We start from the raw sequence: 17,416 nt of genomic DNA, 5'->3' as shown, positions 1-17,416 counted from the left end.
GTGATGCAAATAGCATCACTTTTCTTATTCTTATGAGTGCACATCGTAGATTTTCAAGTTTAGTAGAAGGTCTTTCTGAGTGGAGAAGACCTTGACATCCTGTTTGCCAGAAGTATTAAACCTAGCTAGAGTGTAGGTTTGGCCATTTGGAAAGAAGATTTCCAAGCTACGATTGTCTGTAATAAGCGTTATAGTAATATTATCAGTTTCCTTATAGCGACTGTCAGCTTGATAACCTTGACCATTTCCCAAGAGTCCATCGTAATAGTAAGAAGAGGCAGTTTGGCTACCATCCATGCTGTTGTTCAGTTCAGCAGCATAAGCAGAGACCTGATAGGTACTACCTGTTATTTGGTAGCCGATTTTAACGTAATCAGAGCCTTGCCAGATATCAATGTAGATATAGCCTCCTTCTTTCTTAATATTTGAAAAATGCAGTTGGTAATATCCTGCACTATTTTTTCCAGCAAGATCAAGAAGGCCATTAGCATTCTGATTGTGACTTTTATCAATCCAAGGTTTTCTATTGTCACTGGTGAGTGGCCTTTGACTCGAAATGTTGCCGTTTTGATTTTTGAGGGTTAATTGTTCATTTTTATAGAGGGGGGCGGACTGAATAATACCGTCTTTATCCAGTTGTAGCTTTCTGGGTGTAGCGTAAAATCCGATAGTTTTTAGAAAATCACTCTTGGCCTCTTGGTCACTGTGAATGCCTGACGTGAAGTAGTTCCAATTACCAACCCAGCCAAGACTGATAAGGTTATGGTTGCTTTCTTCAATTCGATCGCTTCCAGTGAAGTTAGCGCCATAATAGTCTGAGCCTTGATCTAAGCGTTTTGTTTCTGTATCTGCAATAAATAAGCCGTTACCATCTAAATGCCCTACAGTATAGTAGGTTCCAGTTGTTTCGCCTGAGGCTGTATCCTTAGCTCCAAAAAAGAGAACTTGCTTGTCCCGACCATCAGTTGTTGTCATTGTTTTGAGAACGGGACACTCGATAGGAGCGTTGTCCTGCCAGTTACGACCCTTAAAAAATGTTTCGGGTAGGATTTTGGAGTCTCCCTTGCTATCTGCTTTGGTCCAGTTGATACCATCTTGAGATTGATAAACACCTAAGGCGTCACCTTCAGCGACATACATGAGTAATTTGTCTTTGAAGTGGAAGACATAAGGATCGCGGAAGTCTTTACCGTTATAGGATTGTTCCTTTGTCAATAAAGGTTTACCATCTTTTAAGGCTTTAGTAAAGCTAGTTCCCTTGTCATTTGATGCACTAGCATAGATTGCTTGGCTTCCATCATCCATGAGTCCAGTAAAATAGGCGACAGGTTCTTCGTTTTGGCTACTAGAAATCCCCTGACTATCTGTGACTACACTCCCTGTCCAAGCAGAATGCCATCCTTCTTTAGAGTCGCCACCCTTTGCTGGTATAGCAGTCTCTTGTTTACTATAGGTGATAAAATCTTTAGTCGTTGTATGTGTCCAATCTTGACCGTTAGGTCCAAAAGGATCAGTAGCCCCATCTACAGAATGTAGAAAATAGATATCATAGTAATTTTTTTCTTGATTCCACACGATAGTCTGTAGGTCGTTAGACCATCCTTTATGAGATGCTAGATGAAAGGTTTGACTCATAGAAACCTTATTTGTTTTTTGGGAAGGATTGTTAGCGTTCTCATTTTTTATTATAAAAACAAAAAATAAGATTAAAAAAATAAGAATAATGATTAGAGGAGGATATTTTGATTCCATATAGTGATAATTCCTGATTAAATTGCTTTTTATATAGTTATTATTTTAACAAAAAAATAGTTTTTTACAAAAAATATCAATTTGTCATTAAAAAAAGATTGGAATTTAGATTAAAAAATGATAGAATAAAACATGTGAAAACCTAAAAGGAGAGTTTATATGGACAGTACAGTTAATTCACAGTCAAATACAGTAGCACCTAAGCAAGCAGAGTGCAAAAAGATGCGTTATAGCATCCGTAAGGTAGCCACAGTAGGGGCAACATCAGCACTCGTTGGTACCTTGGCATTTTTGGGTGCCACTCAGGTAAAAGCTGATCAAGTTACAGAAACAGTACCAGCTGTAGCTACTGCGACAGCAACACCAGAAACAAGCACAGCATCTCTAACGGTAGCCAGTGAAACAGCAACAAGTGTGGCAACTTCAGAAGCAGTTGAATCTTCAGTTGCACATTCAGAGGTTGCAACTACACCAGTTACAGAGACACAACCAAGCAACACAACTCCATCAGTAGTCGAAGAAAAGGCGTCTAGCACAGTAGTGACATCTTCATCAGATGCAACAACACCTTCAGCAACTGTTGCTGCGGTTTCTGCTCCAGCTCATACATCAGAGGCTGCAGTAGAGGCACCAACTTCAACAGCAAGCTCAGAAACAGCTGATACACACACTGAAGTAGCCCTTAAACCTACTGAAAACAGTGCTGCTAATGCAAACCTTAGCAAACTTAACGGTCGTATCAAGTCTATTGTTGAAGATAATATGACCTCAGATCAAATCGTTGCCTTGACTGAGGAAGAAATTAAAGCACTTAATAAAGTTGACTTTAGCGATGATGCTATCAAGGGTACAGGTACTAGCTTGACTTACCGTAACTTGAAAGATATCGTTGCTAGCTTCTTGAAGCAAGACAGCAAATTGGCAGTTCCTTACTTTAAAGCAGATACAATCATCAATATGCCTGCTTTCAACACTGTTGATGCCCAAACGATGAAAAAAGAAGAAATCGACGTTTGGGATTCTTGGCCAGTCCAAGATGCTGAGTCAGGTGTAGTAAGCAACTGGAACGGTTATCAGTTGGTTATCTCAATGGCCGGTGCACCAAATAAAAACTCAAACCACATTTACTTGCTCTATAGTAAATACGGAGATAATGACTTTACACATTGGAAAAATGCGGGTCCAATCTTTGGTTATAATGCCCTTGAAGATGACCAACAATGGTCAGGTTCAGCGACGGTAAACTCTGACGGTAGTATCCAACTTTACTACACTAAGAATGATACTAGTGGCGGTAAATTGAACTGGCAACAATTGGCTAGTGCTACACTTAACCTAGCTGTTGAAAACGACGAAGTTGTTATTAAGTCAGTTGAAAATGACCACATTCTCTTTGGTGGGGATAACTATCATTATCAAAGTTATCCAAAATTCATGAGTACTTTCAACGACGACCACAACCACGATGGAAATCCAGACCGTACAGATAACTACTGTCTTCGTGACCCACACATCATTGAAGATAACGGTAGTCGCTACCTTATTTTCGAATCAAATACAGGTGACGAAAACTACCAAGGCGAAAAACAAATCTACAACTGGTCAAACTATGGAGGAGATGACGCATTTAACCTTAAGTCATTCCTCAATATTGTCAATAATAAACACCTTTATAACCTTGCTTCATGGGCAAATGGTTCTATTGGTATCTTGAAACTTGACGACAACGAGAAAAATCCATCTGTAGCTGAACTTTATACACCACTTGTTACTAGCCATATGGTTACTGATGAAGTAGAACGTCCAAGTGTTGTTAAGATGGGTAACAAGTATTACCTCTTCACTGCTTCACGTATCAATAAATCTACGGATGCTGAAGGTACTGTGGCAGCGCGTGAAGCTGTCGGTGATGATGTTGTCATGCTTGGATTCGTATCAGACAGCCTCCGTGGAGAATACCGTCCACTTAATGGCTCAGGTGTGGTCTTGACAGCCTCTGTACCAGCTGACTGGCGTACATCTACCTATTCTTACTATGCGGTTCCTGTTGAAGGCTCATCAGATACTCTTTTGGTAACTTCTTACATGACTAACCGTGGTGGAATTGCCGGTGCTGAGAATAAATCAACATGGGCTCCAAGCTTCCTTATCAAGATGAATGCAGATGATACTACAGAAGTTCTTCCTAAGATGACGAATCAAGGTGACTGGATTTGGGATAAATCTAGTGAAAGCTTGGTACACGTAGCCGATCAAAACAGTGCTAAATTGCCAAACGAGGACTTTAATGTAGATTATTATGCGGTATCGGGTTATGGTCTTAAACCACATACTTATCCTACAGTTGATGGTTCAACAGGCGTTTCTGAAGCTCACGGTGTCTTGACTGTAACTGTTAAAGATGGTGAAGACAAGAAGGCAGATAAGCCAGAAACACCAGTAAGTCCAACAGAAGGTAACCATTCTGTTGATGATAAGTCTAACAAACCAGATACACCTTCTAAACCAGCAGACAATAATCAACCATCAACTAATAAAGAAGATAAACCAGCAACGCCGACGAATCCAGATTCTCCAGTTCGTAATCCGTTCCCTTATTTCGCAGACCGCCCATCTAATGATAATAATTCATCAGATGATCATCATGTAGAGGTTCCTGCGAAACCTTCAACAGAGGGTTCTGTTGGTGATCGTCGTCCAGTAGCTCAAGCTACAGAGATTGCGTCACCAGTACCAGAGGCTATTGTAGCAACTGGACCAACTGTTTCAACGACTCCTGTTAAAGAAGAGTCTGTCACTGAAACAGAAGCTCCAAAACCAGCTAAGTCTGAAGAGGAAGTTCAGTCTCACGGAGTCGCTAAAGCTGATGAAGTAACTAAGTCTGATGAGTCAAGTAAAGACAACAATACTAAAGTTGCTGCCAAACTTGCTACGACTCCTAAGACACCAAGTGATTCAGAAGGTTCAAACAGCAACATTCTTTCAATCTTGGCGACTATCTTTGCAGCCATTGCAAGTCTAGCTCTTCTTGGCTATGGTTTGGTCACAGGAAAGATTCATTTGCCTAAAAAATAATCCTTTTCAAAAACGTTTGCAGTAAAGCAAGCGTTTTTTTTGCCTTTTTGATATAATGGAGTGAATATAAAGCAAAGGAAGAAACTATTATGGGTAAATTTCAAGTTATTTCACATCCACTGATTCAACATAAACTTTCAATCCTCCGTCGTGAGGATACTTCTACTAAGGACTTCCGTGAGCTAGTTAATGAAATTGCTATGCTCATGGGTTACGAAGTTTCTCGTGACCTTCCTCTCGAAGAGGTTGAAATTCAAACACCAATTACAAAAACAGTACAAAAACAACTTTCTGGTAAGAAATTGGCAATTGTTCCAATCCTTCGTGCGGGTATTGGTATGGTCGATGGTTTCCTTAGCCTTGTACCAGCAGCTAAAGTTGGTCATATTGGTATGTATCGTGATGAGGAAACTCTTGAGCCGGTTGAGTACTTGGTTAAATTACCAGAAGACATTGATCAACGTCAGATTTTTGTAGTGGACCCAATGCTTGCGACTGGTGGTTCAGCAATCTTGGCAGTAGACTCACTTAAAAAACGTGGTGCAGCTAATATCAAGTTTGTTTGCTTGGTTGCAGCACCAGAAGGTGTCAAAAAATTGCAAGATGCTCACCCAGATATTGATATCTACACAGCATCATTGGATGAGAAACTTAATGAAAACGGTTATATTGTTCCAGGTCTTGGAGATGCAGGTGACCGTCTCTTTGGTACAAAATAAGTTGAAAAGGGAAAATTTCCCTTTTTTTACTAGATTAATAAGTTTAAAGTGAAATTATTTTAGGGGAGTTTAGCACTCTTTCCAAAAGAGTGCTAAGAATGATGTTTTTTATTTGACCTAATTTGACTAAAATCATATAATAGCATCAAGACAATATTAAAAGGAGGATTCATATGATTCCTGTAGTAATTGAACAAACATCACGCGGTGAGCGTTCTTATGATATTTACTCGCGTTTGCTCAAGGATCGTATCATCATGTTAACAGGTCCTGTTGAAGATAATATGGCAAACTCAATTATCGCCCAACTTTTGTTCTTGGATGCTCAAGACAATACAAAAGATATCTATCTTTATGTTAATACACCAGGTGGATCCGTTTCGGCAGGTCTTGCCATTGTTGATACAATGAACTTCATCAAGTCTGATGTTCAGACTATCGTTATGGGGATGGCAGCATCTATGGGAACAATTATCGCTTCAAGCGGTACCAAAGGTAAACGTTTCATGTTGCCAAATGCAGAGTACATGATTCACCAACCAATGGGTGGTACTGGTGGCGGTACGCAACAAACAGACATGGCTATCGCAGCTGAACACTTGCTCAAGACACGTAATAACTTGGAGCAAATCTTGGCAGATAATTCTGGACAACCAATTGAAAAAGTTCATGCAGACGCTGAACGTGACAATTGGATGAGTGCTCAAGAAACGCTTGAATATGGCTTTATCGATGAAATCATGGCTAATAACCAATTAAAATAGACTGAGCTTGTCTTAAATAAAAGTCAGATGCAAATCGGTTGTATAAGGACCGTTTCATCTGGCTTTTTGTGTTATAATAGAAAACATGTTAATAATCAATGAGGAGTTGCTTGCTATTGATCAAGCTATAGATTGTCTTGTTTCGTATTTTCTAAAGCTACCTGAGGTAGAAAATTACCGTTTGAAACGCCAGAAATTCGAAAATGACAGAGAACTTCAAGAGCAACTCTTTGCATTTCAGGAATTAAAGGATAGCTATGATACTGCTAAGGAGTACGAGGCTTTTAGACCAGATGTGAGAGAGTTGAAACGTCAGGTTTTGCGAATGAAGCGCCAAATTGATTTGAACGAGGTGGTTATTGGCTATCGTCAGGCAGAGTTCGATTTGCAGACTATTTTAGCCAATCTTGGTGAGGAGATTGCCCAAGCTGTTTCAGACCAGATTTTTATCGATTCTGGGCTACCTCTTGCCCCTCACAAACCGCATCATAAAAAGGGAGACACTAACATAAAGGAGAAAATGAGTCATGATTAAGCGTCAAGGCATTATTGTTTATTTATACTACAATAGAGACTTACGTAAAATTACCAAGTTTGGGGATGTTGTCTACCATTCTTATAAGATGCGTTATGTGCACCTTTATGTAGATGAGGACAAGGTCGAGGATATTTTGAAAGAGCTCGATGGAATGAAAGCAGTGAAAAAAGTTCTGCCTTCCTACTATTCTGATATTGATATGGACTTTGTAGGTAGTCTGGAACGCTACGACACCTCAGTTCCTGAACCGTTTAAGAACTTTTCTCTTTAATAGGAGAAAAGTTTTTTTATTTTCAAAAAGTTATTCTTAAAGTAATGGAAACGATTACTGTGGCTAAAGCTTAGTTATGTGTAGTTGACAATTGTCTGATAATTCTGTAAGCTATAAGGTGGACTTTTTTAAGAAAATATTAAGGAGAAATCTTATGTCTAAAAAGATCACACTTATTGTGTTAGCCTTTTTTGCTTCCATTTTCTTGGTTGCCTGTGGCAAGTCACCAGATGTGACTGCTAATGCCAATGGTACTAAGATTGGCGATACCATCAAAATTGGTGTTAATATGGAGTTGACAGGTGCCGTTGCAGCCTATGGTAAGGCAGAGCAAAATGGTATTAAGTTGGCTGTTGATGAAATTAACAAAGCTGGTGGCGTCGATGGCAAAAAACTTGAGCTTGTCACAAAAGATAATAAATCTGAAAACGCTGAAGCTTCAACCTCTTCAACGAACTTGGCTATTCAGAGTAATGTAAATGCTATCGTTGGTCCAGCGACATCAGGTGCTGTCGCTGCGGCTAGCCTCGTATCACAAAAAACAGGGGTTCCTTTGTTGACACCTTCTGGTACTCAGGATGACCTTACGGTAGATGCTAACGGAGCTAAGAAATTTGTTTTCCGTACAACCTTTAAAGATAGCTACCAAGGTAAAGTTTTGGCAGCTTATTCTTACAGTAATTTGAATGCTAAGAAAGTAGTTCTCTACTATGATAATGCTTCGGATTATGCTAAGGGGATTGCAGATGAATTCAAGCGTGAATATAAAGGTAAAATCGTTACTGAAGCTACCTTTGCTTCAGGTGACAAGGACTATCAGTCAGCTTTGACTAAATTTAAAGACCTTGATTATGATGCGATTGTAATGCCTGGTTACTATACTGAGACTGGTATTATCACTAAACAAGCACGTGACCTTGGAATTGATAAACCAATCCTTGGACCTGATGGATTCAGTGATGCGAAATTCACTGAGCTTGCAGGTAAAAAGAATGCGTCAAACGTCTACTATGTATCAGGATATTCAACAAATGTTTCTCTTTCTGACAAAGCATCAGGATTCATCGAAGCATATAAAAAAGCTTACAAAACTGAACCAAATATGTTTGCTGCTCTAGCGTACGATTCAGTTTATATGATTGCAGAAGCATCTAAAGATGCGAAAACATCAGTTGATATTGCTGATAACTTAGCACATTTGAAAAACTTTGTCGGGGTTACTGGTAAAATGACGATTGATAAGGATCATAACCCTATTAAAGCAGCTCTTATGGTTAAAAGAGATAATGGTGAAGAAGTTTCAGCGGAAGCCGTTGAAATTGAAAAATAATCTATTATCTATACTGAAAATGAACTAGAAAGTTTGGTTATATATGTTTTTTGAACAACTTCCCCAACAACTAGTCAATGGTATTATCTTGGGTAGTATCTATGCCCTACTTGCCCTTGGATATACCATGGTTTATGGGATTATCAAATTGATTAACTTTGCCCATGGAGACATCTATATGATGGGTGCCTTCGTTGGTTACTATGCGATTAATAGCCTTGGAATGAATTTCTGGGTTGCCCTTGTCTTTGCTATGCTTGTCTGTGCGATTTTAGGGGTTGTTATTGAGTTCTTGGCTTATCGCCCGCTCCGTAATTCGACACGTATTTCTGCCTTGATTACAGCTATCGGTGTCTCATTCTTCCTTGAGTACATCATGGTTCTATTTGTAGGGGCAGATACACGTTCATTCCCTCAAAAGATTGCAATTGAGACTTATCATCTTGGATCAATCTCTGTAACAAATGTGCAATTGCTTATCTTGGTAGTTGCGCTTGTGCTTATGGTTGCTCTTCAATTGATTGTTAAAAAGACTAAGATGGGTAAAGCTATGCGTGCCGTATCTGTAGACAGTGATGCCGCTGAATTGATGGGTATTAATGTTAATAACACTATTAGCTTCACTTTTGCTCTTGGATCATCACTAGCAGGGGCAGCGGGTGTCCTTATTGGTCTTTACTATAACTCTATCGAACCTCTTATGGGTATGACGCCAGGTATTAAAGCCTTTGTTGCCGCTGTTCTTGGTGGTATCGGTATTATCCCTGGTGCAGCACTTGGTGGATTTGTTATCGGTATTTTGGAGACATTATCAACTGCAATTGGTTTGTCAAGTTACCGTGATGCCATCGTTTATGGTGTCTTGATTGTTATCCTTTTGGTTCGCCCAGCGGGTATCCTCGGTAAAAATGTGAAAGAGAAGGTGTAAGACATGAAGAAAAATCTAAAAGTAAACCTTATTTGGTTTGGTCTTATCATTGGGCTCTTCCTTGTTTTGAAAGCTCTTGAACTTTCAGGTATCATGAACCTTTACTATATCCAAATCTTAATGGGGATTGGAATCTCAATCCTTATGGGACTTGGTACTAACTTGGTTCTTGGTTTCTCAGGGCAATTTACACTTGGGCAAGCTGGTTTCATGGCAATTGGTGCCTATTCATCAGCTATCATCACTGGTATGATGCCAACATATGACGGTTTCTACCTCTCAATGGTTGTCGGTGTCATCATCGCAGCTATTGTTGCCCTTATCTTTGGTCTACCTACCCTTCGTTTGAAAGGTGACTACCTTGCCATTGCAACTCTTGGTATGGCTGAAATCATCCGTATCATTATCGTTAATGGTGGTGAATTGACCAATGGTGCCGCTGGTTTGACAGGTATCCTTCCCTATACTAGTTGGCCTGTAATTTATTTCTTTGTGGTAATCATTACAATTTTGGTGCTTAATTTCTTACGTTCAGCAACTGGACGTCAAGCAATCACTCTTCGTGAAGATGAAATTGCTGCTGAGTCAATGGGTGTTAATGTCACAAAAATGAAGGTTCTTATCTTTGTTATCGGTGCCATGATTTCAGCGATTGCTGGCTCACTTTATGTCAGCTACATCGGTACAGTCGTGCCAAAAGACTTCACCATCATGAAATCAATTGATTACCTTATCATTGCCGTTCTTGGTGGTCTTGGATCTATCACAGGTACTATCATTGCCGCTGTTGTTCTTGGTATTATCAACATGTTCCTACAAAATGTTTCAAACCTTCGTATGATTATTTACGCCTTGGCTTTGATTCTTGTAATGCTCTTCCGTCCAGGTGGACTTCTTGGAACAAAAGAACTCTATCTCTCAAAATTCTTCAATAAATCTAAGGAGGGCAAATAAAAATGGCACTTCTTGAAGTTAAAAATCTGACTAAAAACTTCGGTGGTTTGACTGCCGTTGGTGATGTTTCAATGGAACTTAATGAAGGTGAGTTGGTTGGGCTTATCGGACCAAATGGTGCTGGTAAAACAACCTTGTTTAACCTTTTGACAGGTGTCTATGAGCCAAGTAAAGGGACTGTTACACTTGATGGTACAGTCCTAAACGGTAAAGCACCTTATAAAATCGCTTCACTCGGTTTGTCACGTACTTTCCAAAATATCCGTCTTTTCAAAGACATGACTGTACTTGAAAACGTTCTTGTTGGTTTATCAAATAAGCAACCTTCAAATTTCTTTGCATCTCTTTTGCGTTTGCCTAAGTACTATTCAAGTGAAGAAGAGTTAAAAGCAAAAGCTATGAAACTGTTGGCTATCTTCAATTTGGATGGTGAGGCAGATACACTTGCGAAAAACTTGGCTTACGGACAACAACGTCATTTGGAAATTGTTCGTGCACTTGCAACAGAACCAAAAATTCTTTTCCTTGATGAACCAGCTGCGGGTATGAACCCACAAGAAACGGCTGAATTGACTGCTCATATTCGTCAAATTCAAAAAGACTTCGGAATTACCATCATCTTGATTGAGCACGATATGAGTTTGGTCATGGATGTTACTGAACGTATTTATGTTTTGGAATATGGACGCTTGATTGCCGAAGGAACACCTGATGAAATTAAGAATAACAAACGCGTTATTGAAGCTTACTTGGGAGGTGAAGCGTAATGGCAATGTTGAAAGTTGAAAATCTCTCAATTAAATATGGATCGATCGAAGCTGTAAAAAACGTCAGCTTTGAAGTTAATGAAGGTGAAGTCGTAACTCTTATCGGAGCTAACGGTGCAGGTAAGACATCAATTCTTCGTACCATCTCAGGTCTTGTTCGTCCAACTGAGGGAACCATTTCTTATCTTGGAAACGACATCCACAAAACACCAGCACGTAAGATTGTTGCCGAAGGTTTGGCTCAAGTACCTGAGGGACGTCATGTATTTGCAGGATTAACCGTAATGGAAAATCTTGAAATGGGAGCTTTCCTTCATACAAATAAAGAAGAGAACGCAGCTCTCTTGAAAAAAGTCTTCCAACGTTTCCCACGTCTAGAAGAACGTAAGAATCAAGATGCAGCGACACTTTCTGGTGGTGAGCAACAAATGCTTGCAATGGGTCGTGCCCTTATGAGCCGTCCAAAACTTTTGCTTTTGGATGAACCTTCAATGGGACTTGCTCCAATCTTTATTCAAGAAATTTTTGATATTATCGAAGATATTAAGGCGCAAGGAACTACAGTTCTTTTGATTGAACAAAATGCCAATAAGGCTTTGTCAATTGCTGATCGCGGTTATGTTCTTGAAACAGGTAAAGTGGTTCTTTCAGGTACTGGTGAAGAACTTCTTGCATCAGATGAAGTTCGTAAAGCCTATCTTGGAGGATAAGAAAAAGCGCCCGAGGGCGTTTTTCTATCGTCTCATGCTGATTGTGAAATACTAATTTTTCAGTAAAATATTGCAATCGGTTTCACTTAGTGTGGTATAATACAAGTAAGAAATCATTCGGAGGAAAATGAAACATGGCAGTAAAAGATTTTATGACGAAACGTGTAGTTTATGTCTCACCAGAAACAACAGTTGCAGCAACTGCAGATATTATGCGTGAGAAAGGTTTGCGCCGTTTGCCAGTAATTGAACACGATAAACTTGTTGGGCTTGTTACAGAAGGTACAATGGCGGAGGCCTCACCATCAAAAGCAACAAGCTTGTCAATTTATGAAATGAACTATCTCCTTAATAAGACAAAAGTAGGAGATATCATGATCAAGAATGTCCTTACTGTTTCCAAATATGCTAGCCTTGAGGATGCAATCTATATCATGCTTCAAAATAAGGTTGGAGTCCTTCCAGTTGTGGACAATGACCAAATTTCAGGAATTATCACAGATAAAGATGTCTTTCGTGCTTTCTTGGAAATTTCCGGTTATGGTCAAGCTGGAATTCGTATTGGGTTGGAAGTTACAGATACTCCACGTGTTTTGGAAAAAATTGCGAACCTTATTGCTAGTGAGAATCTCAACATCGAACGTACAATTGTTGCCCCTAAAAATGACACTGTGCTTCGTGTTGAACTTCAAGTTGAAGGAGAGATTGGGATTGAACAACTCAAGAAGGTTTTTGTAGAATCAGGATTTACAGTTACTGAAATTGCAGAAACAGAAGCAAAAGAGTTAGACTAATAACAAGGATAAAAAAAACAGAAAGTTTGTAGGAACAGTTCAGTGGAAATAAGATTAAAATCCTTACTTTTTCTAGTAATTAATGAACTACAGGTTTAACTTTATACAATAAAAAGAGGCTAGAGCATTATGCTCCAGCTTCTTTTTTATTAGTCTTGAAAATCGTAAAGTGTTGTAGAGAGGTAGCGCTCACCATTGTCAGGCAAGAGTGTCAAGACTTTTTTGCCCTCGCCAAGCTCAGCGGCAACCTTTAGGGCAGCAGCAATAGCAGCACCTGATGAGATACCAGCTAGGAAACCTTCTTGGCTACCCAATGTACGTGATGTTGCGATAGCTTCATCAGAAGGAATACGCACAACACTGTCATATGATTTTGTATCCAATGTGTCAGGAATGAAACCAGTTGAGATACCTTGGATTTTGTGTGGTCCTGGTTTATCACCATTCAAGACAGCAGATTCGTCAGCTTCGATACCATAAACCTTGATATTTGGATTGGCAGCCTTAAGGGTTTTTGAAACACCTGAAATAGTACCACCAGTACCGATACCAGCAACAAAAGCATCCAAACCTTCTGCACCAAAATCTTCAAGAATTTCTTGGCCAGTTGTAGCCGCATGAACAGCTGGGTTTGATGGGTTAGCAAATTGAAGAGGTACCCAACCATTGCGTTCAGCAGCAACTTCTTTAGCCTTAGCAATTGCACCCTTCATTCCTTCGCTACCAGGAGTCAAAACAAGCTCAGCTCCATAAGCTTGGATGATTTTACGACGTTCAACACTCATTGTATCAGGCATTACGATAACAACTTTATAGCCTTTAGCAGCACCGACCCAAGCAAGACCGATACCAGTGTTACCTGAAGTTGGTTCAACAATGGTATCACCAGGTTTAATCGTACCAGCTTTTTCAGCATCTTCAATCATACGAAGAGCAATACGGTCTTTTACTGAAGAACCAGGGTTGAATGCTTCGAGTTTAACGTAAACATCTGCTGACCCTTCTGGAACAATAGAGTTAAGTTTAATAACAGGTGTTTTTCCAACAAGTTCGGTAATTGAGTTGTAAATTGTCATATTTAAAATCCTCTTAATCTTTGATTGATGGTTCTAAGTATACGACGGTAGGGCCAACTTGTAAAATACATCTTCTTTATCACTGTGATAACGTTTGACTATCAGATAGGAATTTCAACGATTTTCTTTCCAGATTTTTCATAAGTAACTTTCCCTTGATAGAATTCGGTTAGTTCCTGACCGAGTCTTTCAATCTCAGACTCTTCGACAAATAAAGTAGTAGAAACATCTGATAAGAAAGTTGTATCAAATTCTTGGAGTCCTTCTTTTTCAAGGAAGTTGGAAAAGACTTGGTATTGAGAGTAGGTTAACTCTACGGTTAGTCCTGTTAATTCCTTGACTTCAACTCGGCCAATCTCTTCAATAGCATGGGCAACGCTACCAGAGTAAGCTCGGATAAGACCATCTGCCCCAAGCTTGATTCCTCCAAAATAACGAGTCACAACTGCTACGACATTAGTAAGACCTTGTTTTTCTAGAACAGTAAGCATAGGAACCCCAGCTGTTCCAGAAGGTTCACCATCATCACTGGAACGCTTAATTTGGCCATCATCACCAACGATTATTGCAGAGCAAGAATGATTGGCCTTGTGATGCTGTTTCTTAATCTGAGCGATATATTCTCTTCCTTCTTCCTCACGGCTGATACGTTTCAAGTGACAAATAAAACGAGATTTTTTTATTTCTTCTTCAACGATTCCATCGTTGGCAATAGTTTTGTAATCCATAAAAAAATTTTATCATAAAAAGATGAATTCAAACATATTTTCGAATAGAAAGATATGGTACCTAAAGAATATTATGGACGACTATTTACGAAAGAGCAGTTGCCAGTGAACTATCACCCAGAGGCTTTAACATTAGAAAGTATGATAAAGGTCGATAAACAACTTAGATGTAAAAGATGTTACAGTCGGATAGAGGAAGATTGGCAATTACCGGGAGGTCAGTATTATTGTAGAGCATGTATTGTCTTTGGTAGAAACCAAGAAGGAAAAGAACTTTATTATTTTCCTTCCAAAACATCAGAAATTGAATTTCCTGTTTTGAAGTGGTTTGGAGAACTGACTCCCTATCAAGCTAAGGTCTCAGAGAAACTTTTGAGAACTTATCAAAAACAGAAAGATAGTCTCGTACATGCTGTGACCGGTGCTGGTAAGACAGAAATGATTTATAACATCGTTGCCTATGTTCTTGAAAATAAAGGTCATGTAGCTATCGCAAGTCCTCGGGTTGATGTTTGTCGAGAATTATTTCTACGTATGAAAAGGGATTTTACTTGTAGTATTTCCCTGCTTCATGCTGAGAGTGAACCATATGATGGTAGTCCGCTTGTAATAGCTACCACACATCAACTACTAAAGTTTTACCAGAGTTTTGACTTAGTTATTGTAGATGAAGTAGACGCATATCCTTTTGTAGGAAATGTCATGTTAAATCATGCTGTAGAACAGGCGAAGACCGAAACCGGTCGATTTATTTACTTAACAGCGACTTCAACATTATCTTTAGAAGAGCAAGTTCGACTTGGGACTTTAGAAAAACATCACCTTGCTAGACGTTTCCATGGAAATCCTTTAGTACTTCCTAAATTCTTCTGGCAGGGCAGATTACAAAAATCTCTGACAAGAGGCAAGCTTCCAAGACCTCTTCTTTATCAGATTAAAAAGCAACGTAAATCAAAATTTCCTCTATTAATCTTCTTTCCAAATATAGCGATAGGTGAAAAGTTTACAAGTATTCTACAAAAATATCTTCCAGATGAAAAAATGGCCTTTGTTTCCTCAAAAAGCGAGGAGCGTTCAACTATCGTAGAGAAGTTCCGAGAAAAAGAACTGTCTATCTTAGTGACAACAACTATCCTCGAACGTGGTGTAACCTTTCCACAAGTAGATGTTTTTGTTTGTATGGCAAATCATCACTTATACACTAGTTCGAGTCTTATTCAGATTGGAGGTCGAGTTGGAAGATCACCAGATAGACCGACAGGAAAGCTTTATTTCTTTCATGAAGGACTATCCAAATCAATGCTTCGGTGTCGAGAAGAGATAAAAGCTATGAATAAAAAAGGAGGGTTTAACAATGAAGTGTCTGCTATGTAATGATTGGATTGAATCACTACCAAAATTAAGAGACCTTATTATGTTTAACCAAAGAAAGGAGTACTTTTGCCGATCTTGTAAACATCAGTTTAAAAACCTCTCAAAAGAAAGATGTCAAAATTGTAATAAAGAGTTATATGGAGATGCTTGTATTGATTGTAAACTTTGGATGAAAAAAGGCTATATTCCTAAGCACCTTGCTATTTATCGATATGAAGAAAATATGAAAGAGTATTTTAGTCGCTATAAATTTATGGGAGACTATTGTCTTAGAAAAATATTTCAACAAGATATTAAAAACAACTTAAAACCATTTTTGAAGAAAGGTTATACCATAGTGCCAGTCCCATTATCGGAAGAACGCTTGGCAGAAAGAGGATTCAACCAAGTTGAGGGATTGATAGAGGGAATTTCCTATCGGGATATCTTTGAGAAAAGAGATATTGAGAAGCAATCCTCAAAAACACGCGAGGAGCGTCTAAATCAAGATAATGCCTTCTGTCTCAAGGAAGGTATAAATCTACCAGATAAGATTATTATAGTGGATGATATCTATACAACGGGTTCCACTTTATATCAGATGGTTCAACTGTTAGAAGGTATAGGTATTAAAGAAGTTTTGACCTTTTCACTAGCTAGATAATAAAAATCCTTGCAAATTTTCATGAAAAGGATATAATAAAGATAAAGAAAACGCTAACAAGCGAGAAAGAGGTCTTTTATGATTAAATATAGTATCCGTGGCGAAAACATCGAAGTAACTGAAGCACTTCGTGACTATGTTGAAAGTAAACTTAGCAAAGTTGAAAAATACTTCAACGAAGACCAAGAATTGAATGCACGTGTAAATCTTAAGGTTTATCGCGAAAAGACAGCTAAAGTAGAGGTTACCATTCCAACAGGTTCTGTAACACTAAGAGCAGAAGATGTTTCGCAAGATATGTATGGTTCTATTGACCTAGTGGTTGATAAGATTGAAAGACAAATCCGTAAAAACAAAACAAAAATTGCACGTAAGCATCGTGAAAAAGTTCCAACAGGAGAAGTATTCTCAGCTGATTTTAATAACGAACAAGTTGAAGAAGCACCAGCTGTTGAAGTTGTAAGAACTAAAAACATTGAGTTGAAACCAATGGATGTTGAAGAAGCTATCCTTCAAATGGAATTGTTGGGTCATGACTTCTTTATCTATACTGATAGCGAAGATCATACAACTAATGTTCTCTATAAACGAGAAGACGGTAACTACGGTCTGATTGAAGCTAAGTAATAAAAAAGGAAGTAGGTTGAGAGACATGCTTCCTTTATTTTTTTGCAAAACCCTATTGACAATAACTTATTTGGGTGTTAAGATATAAAAGTTGTCTTAACAGACTTGCCACAAACTTGAAAAGGTTCCAAAACTTTAAAAAAGTTATTGACAAGATAAGTCAGAGATGATATTATAAATAAGCTGCTTCGGAAGGGGTGGCGAACACGAGAAGTAAAAAACTTCAAAAAAAGTGTTGACAAGCTATTCTAGATTTGCTAGAATGTAGGAGTTGTCTTGAGAGAGACAAAGACCTTTGAGAACTGAATAAGAAACCAAGTGCAGGGTTATGATAGAAGAAATTATAACCTGTCAATTTACAAGAAT

17 protein-coding genes are annotated in these 17,416 nt (G+C 38.7%); 14 read left to right on the top strand and 3 right to left on the bottom strand.

Annotation, left to right across the window (positions count from 1 at the left end; translation table 11 throughout):
- Window positions 1-30: 30 nt before the first annotated feature.
- Window positions 31-1,635 carry a GH32 C-terminal domain-containing protein gene (locus tag H7T98_RS04590; RefSeq protein ID WP_260319153.1) on the bottom strand — a complete coding sequence of 535 codons (1,605 nt, stop codon included), beginning with the start codon at window positions 1,633-1,635 and terminating at the stop codon, window positions 31-33.
- 276 nt (window positions 1,636-1,911) lie between these two features.
- Here H7T98_RS04590 and H7T98_RS04585 point away from each other — a divergent pair, with 276 nt between their 5' ends.
- The 11 genes from H7T98_RS04585 to H7T98_RS04535 all read left to right on the top strand — a co-directional run bounded on the left by H7T98_RS04585 (window position 1,912) and on the right by H7T98_RS04535 (window position 12,602).
- On the top strand, window positions 1,912-4,827 hold the full coding sequence (locus H7T98_RS04585; RefSeq protein ID WP_148512950.1) for a glycoside hydrolase family 68 protein: 2,916 nt from the start codon (window positions 1,912-1,914) through the stop codon (window positions 4,825-4,827).
- 89 nt (window positions 4,828-4,916) lie between these two features.
- Window positions 4,917-5,546 carry a uracil phosphoribosyltransferase gene (gene upp, locus H7T98_RS04580; protein ID WP_002883819.1) on the top strand — a complete coding sequence of 210 codons (630 nt, stop codon included), beginning with the start codon at window positions 4,917-4,919 and terminating at the stop codon, window positions 5,544-5,546.
- A gap of 173 nt (window positions 5,547-5,719) precedes the next feature.
- On the top strand, window positions 5,720-6,310 hold the full coding sequence (gene clpP / locus H7T98_RS04575; RefSeq protein ID WP_070655552.1) for an ATP-dependent Clp protease proteolytic subunit ClpP: 591 nt from the start codon (window positions 5,720-5,722) through the stop codon (window positions 6,308-6,310).
- A gap of 85 nt (window positions 6,311-6,395) precedes the next feature.
- Window positions 6,396-6,845, top strand: coding sequence for a YlbF family regulator (locus H7T98_RS04570; RefSeq protein WP_080611199.1), 450 nt, complete (start codon window positions 6,396-6,398; stop codon window positions 6,843-6,845).
- The gene (locus tag H7T98_RS04565) at window positions 6,838-7,119 is read left to right on the top strand and encodes a DUF2129 domain-containing protein (protein WP_014633923.1); all 282 of its coding nucleotides are present in this window, start codon (window positions 6,838-6,840) and stop codon (window positions 7,117-7,119) included. The genes H7T98_RS04570 and H7T98_RS04565 overlap by 8 nt, the downstream gene beginning before the upstream one ends.
- Before the next feature lie 154 nt (window positions 7,120-7,273).
- Window positions 7,274-8,449 (top strand): ABC transporter substrate-binding protein, encoded by a 1,176-nt coding sequence (locus tag H7T98_RS04560; RefSeq protein ID WP_014633924.1) that lies wholly within the window; start codon window positions 7,274-7,276, stop codon window positions 8,447-8,449.
- A gap of 43 nt (window positions 8,450-8,492) precedes the next feature.
- Entirely contained in the window at window positions 8,493-9,377 is an 885-nt protein-coding gene (locus tag H7T98_RS04555) for a branched-chain amino acid ABC transporter permease (protein WP_002890014.1), read from the top strand.
- A 3-nt stretch (window positions 9,378-9,380) separates the two neighbouring features.
- Window positions 9,381-10,331: a branched-chain amino acid ABC transporter permease gene (locus tag H7T98_RS04550; protein WP_037600371.1), complete on the top strand. Its 951-nt coding sequence runs from the start codon at window positions 9,381-9,383 to the stop codon at window positions 10,329-10,331.
- 2 nt (window positions 10,332-10,333) lie between these two features.
- On the top strand, window positions 10,334-11,098 hold the full coding sequence (locus H7T98_RS04545) for an ABC transporter ATP-binding protein (RefSeq protein ID WP_195519979.1): 765 nt from the start codon (window positions 10,334-10,336) through the stop codon (window positions 11,096-11,098).
- The gene (locus tag H7T98_RS04540) at window positions 11,098-11,808 is read left to right on the top strand and encodes an ABC transporter ATP-binding protein (RefSeq protein ID WP_002883761.1); all 711 of its coding nucleotides are present in this window, start codon (window positions 11,098-11,100) and stop codon (window positions 11,806-11,808) included. The genes H7T98_RS04545 and H7T98_RS04540 overlap by 1 nt, the downstream gene beginning before the upstream one ends.
- Window positions 11,809-11,942: 134 nt before the next feature.
- Window positions 11,943-12,602 carry a CBS and ACT domain-containing protein gene (locus tag H7T98_RS04535; protein ID WP_201061367.1) on the top strand — a complete coding sequence of 220 codons (660 nt, stop codon included), beginning with the start codon at window positions 11,943-11,945 and terminating at the stop codon, window positions 12,600-12,602.
- Between the two features lie 149 nt (window positions 12,603-12,751).
- Here the strand turns inward: H7T98_RS04535 and cysK are convergent, their stop codons facing one another.
- A complete protein-coding gene (cysK, locus tag H7T98_RS04530) occupies window positions 12,752-13,678 on the bottom strand; it encodes a cysteine synthase A (protein WP_002883742.1) in 927 nt (308 codons plus the stop codon).
- Between the two features lie 101 nt (window positions 13,679-13,779).
- Window positions 13,780-14,406 carry a YigZ family protein gene (locus tag H7T98_RS04525; protein ID WP_201061365.1) on the bottom strand — a complete coding sequence of 209 codons (627 nt, stop codon included), beginning with the start codon at window positions 14,404-14,406 and terminating at the stop codon, window positions 13,780-13,782.
- 54 nt (window positions 14,407-14,460) lie between these two features.
- On the opposite strand from H7T98_RS04525, the gene H7T98_RS04520 reads away from it, so the two are divergent.
- The 3 genes from H7T98_RS04520 to hpf all read left to right on the top strand — a co-directional run bounded on the left by H7T98_RS04520 (window position 14,461) and on the right by hpf (window position 17,050).
- Window positions 14,461-15,780 (top strand): DEAD/DEAH box helicase, encoded by a 1,320-nt coding sequence (locus H7T98_RS04520; protein ID WP_195519980.1) that lies wholly within the window; start codon window positions 14,461-14,463, stop codon window positions 15,778-15,780.
- Complete coding sequence (locus H7T98_RS04515; RefSeq protein ID WP_195519981.1) at window positions 15,761-16,423, top strand: ComF family protein; 663 nt, start codon at window positions 15,761-15,763, stop codon at window positions 16,421-16,423. The genes H7T98_RS04520 and H7T98_RS04515 overlap by 20 nt, the downstream gene beginning before the upstream one ends.
- Before the next feature lie 78 nt (window positions 16,424-16,501).
- Window positions 16,502-17,050, top strand: a complete 549-nt coding sequence (hpf, locus tag H7T98_RS04510; RefSeq protein ID WP_002883786.1) for a ribosome hibernation-promoting factor, HPF/YfiA family — start codon at window positions 16,502-16,504, stop codon at window positions 17,048-17,050.
- Window positions 17,051-17,416: the final 366 nt, after the last annotated feature.

It is taken from the genome of Streptococcus sp. 23.2 (genome assembly GCF_016648665.1).
In the GTDB taxonomy this organism is placed as follows: domain Bacteria; phylum Bacillota; class Bacilli; order Lactobacillales; family Streptococcaceae; genus Streptococcus; species Streptococcus salivarius_E.
This window is presented reverse-complemented; position numbering and strand designations above follow the sequence as displayed.

Coding starts and splice junctions, on each gene's coding strand:
- H7T98_RS04545 (WP_195519979.1), top strand. CDS start 10,334: ATGGCACTTCTTGAAGTTAAAAATCTGACTAAAAACTTCGGTGGTTTG.
- H7T98_RS04525 (WP_201061365.1), bottom strand. CDS start 14,406: ATGGATTACAAAACTATTGCCAACGATGGAATCGTTGAAGAAGAAATA.
- H7T98_RS04555 (WP_002890014.1), top strand. CDS start 8,493: ATGTTTTTTGAACAACTTCCCCAACAACTAGTCAATGGTATTATCTTG.
- clpP (WP_070655552.1), top strand. CDS start 5,720: ATGATTCCTGTAGTAATTGAACAAACATCACGCGGTGAGCGTTCTTAT.
- H7T98_RS04560 (WP_014633924.1), top strand. CDS start 7,274: ATGTCTAAAAAGATCACACTTATTGTGTTAGCCTTTTTTGCTTCCATT.
- cysK (WP_002883742.1), bottom strand. CDS start 13,678: ATGACAATTTACAACTCAATTACCGAACTTGTTGGAAAAACACCTGTT.
- H7T98_RS04550 (WP_037600371.1), top strand. CDS start 9,381: ATGAAGAAAAATCTAAAAGTAAACCTTATTTGGTTTGGTCTTATCATT.
- hpf (WP_002883786.1), top strand. CDS start 16,502: ATGATTAAATATAGTATCCGTGGCGAAAACATCGAAGTAACTGAAGCA.
- H7T98_RS04535 (WP_201061367.1), top strand. CDS start 11,943: ATGGCAGTAAAAGATTTTATGACGAAACGTGTAGTTTATGTCTCACCA.
- H7T98_RS04565 (WP_014633923.1), top strand. CDS start 6,838: ATGATTAAGCGTCAAGGCATTATTGTTTATTTATACTACAATAGAGAC.
- H7T98_RS04590 (WP_260319153.1), bottom strand. CDS start 1,635: ATGAGTCAAACCTTTCATCTAGCATCTCATAAAGGATGGTCTAACGAC.
- H7T98_RS04570 (WP_080611199.1), top strand. CDS start 6,396: ATGTTAATAATCAATGAGGAGTTGCTTGCTATTGATCAAGCTATAGAT.
- H7T98_RS04520 (WP_195519980.1), top strand. CDS start 14,461: ATGGTACCTAAAGAATATTATGGACGACTATTTACGAAAGAGCAGTTG.
- H7T98_RS04540 (WP_002883761.1), top strand. CDS start 11,098: ATGGCAATGTTGAAAGTTGAAAATCTCTCAATTAAATATGGATCGATC.
- upp (WP_002883819.1), top strand. CDS start 4,917: ATGGGTAAATTTCAAGTTATTTCACATCCACTGATTCAACATAAACTT.
- H7T98_RS04515 (WP_195519981.1), top strand. CDS start 15,761: ATGAAGTGTCTGCTATGTAATGATTGGATTGAATCACTACCAAAATTA.
- H7T98_RS04585 (WP_148512950.1), top strand. CDS start 1,912: ATGGACAGTACAGTTAATTCACAGTCAAATACAGTAGCACCTAAGCAA.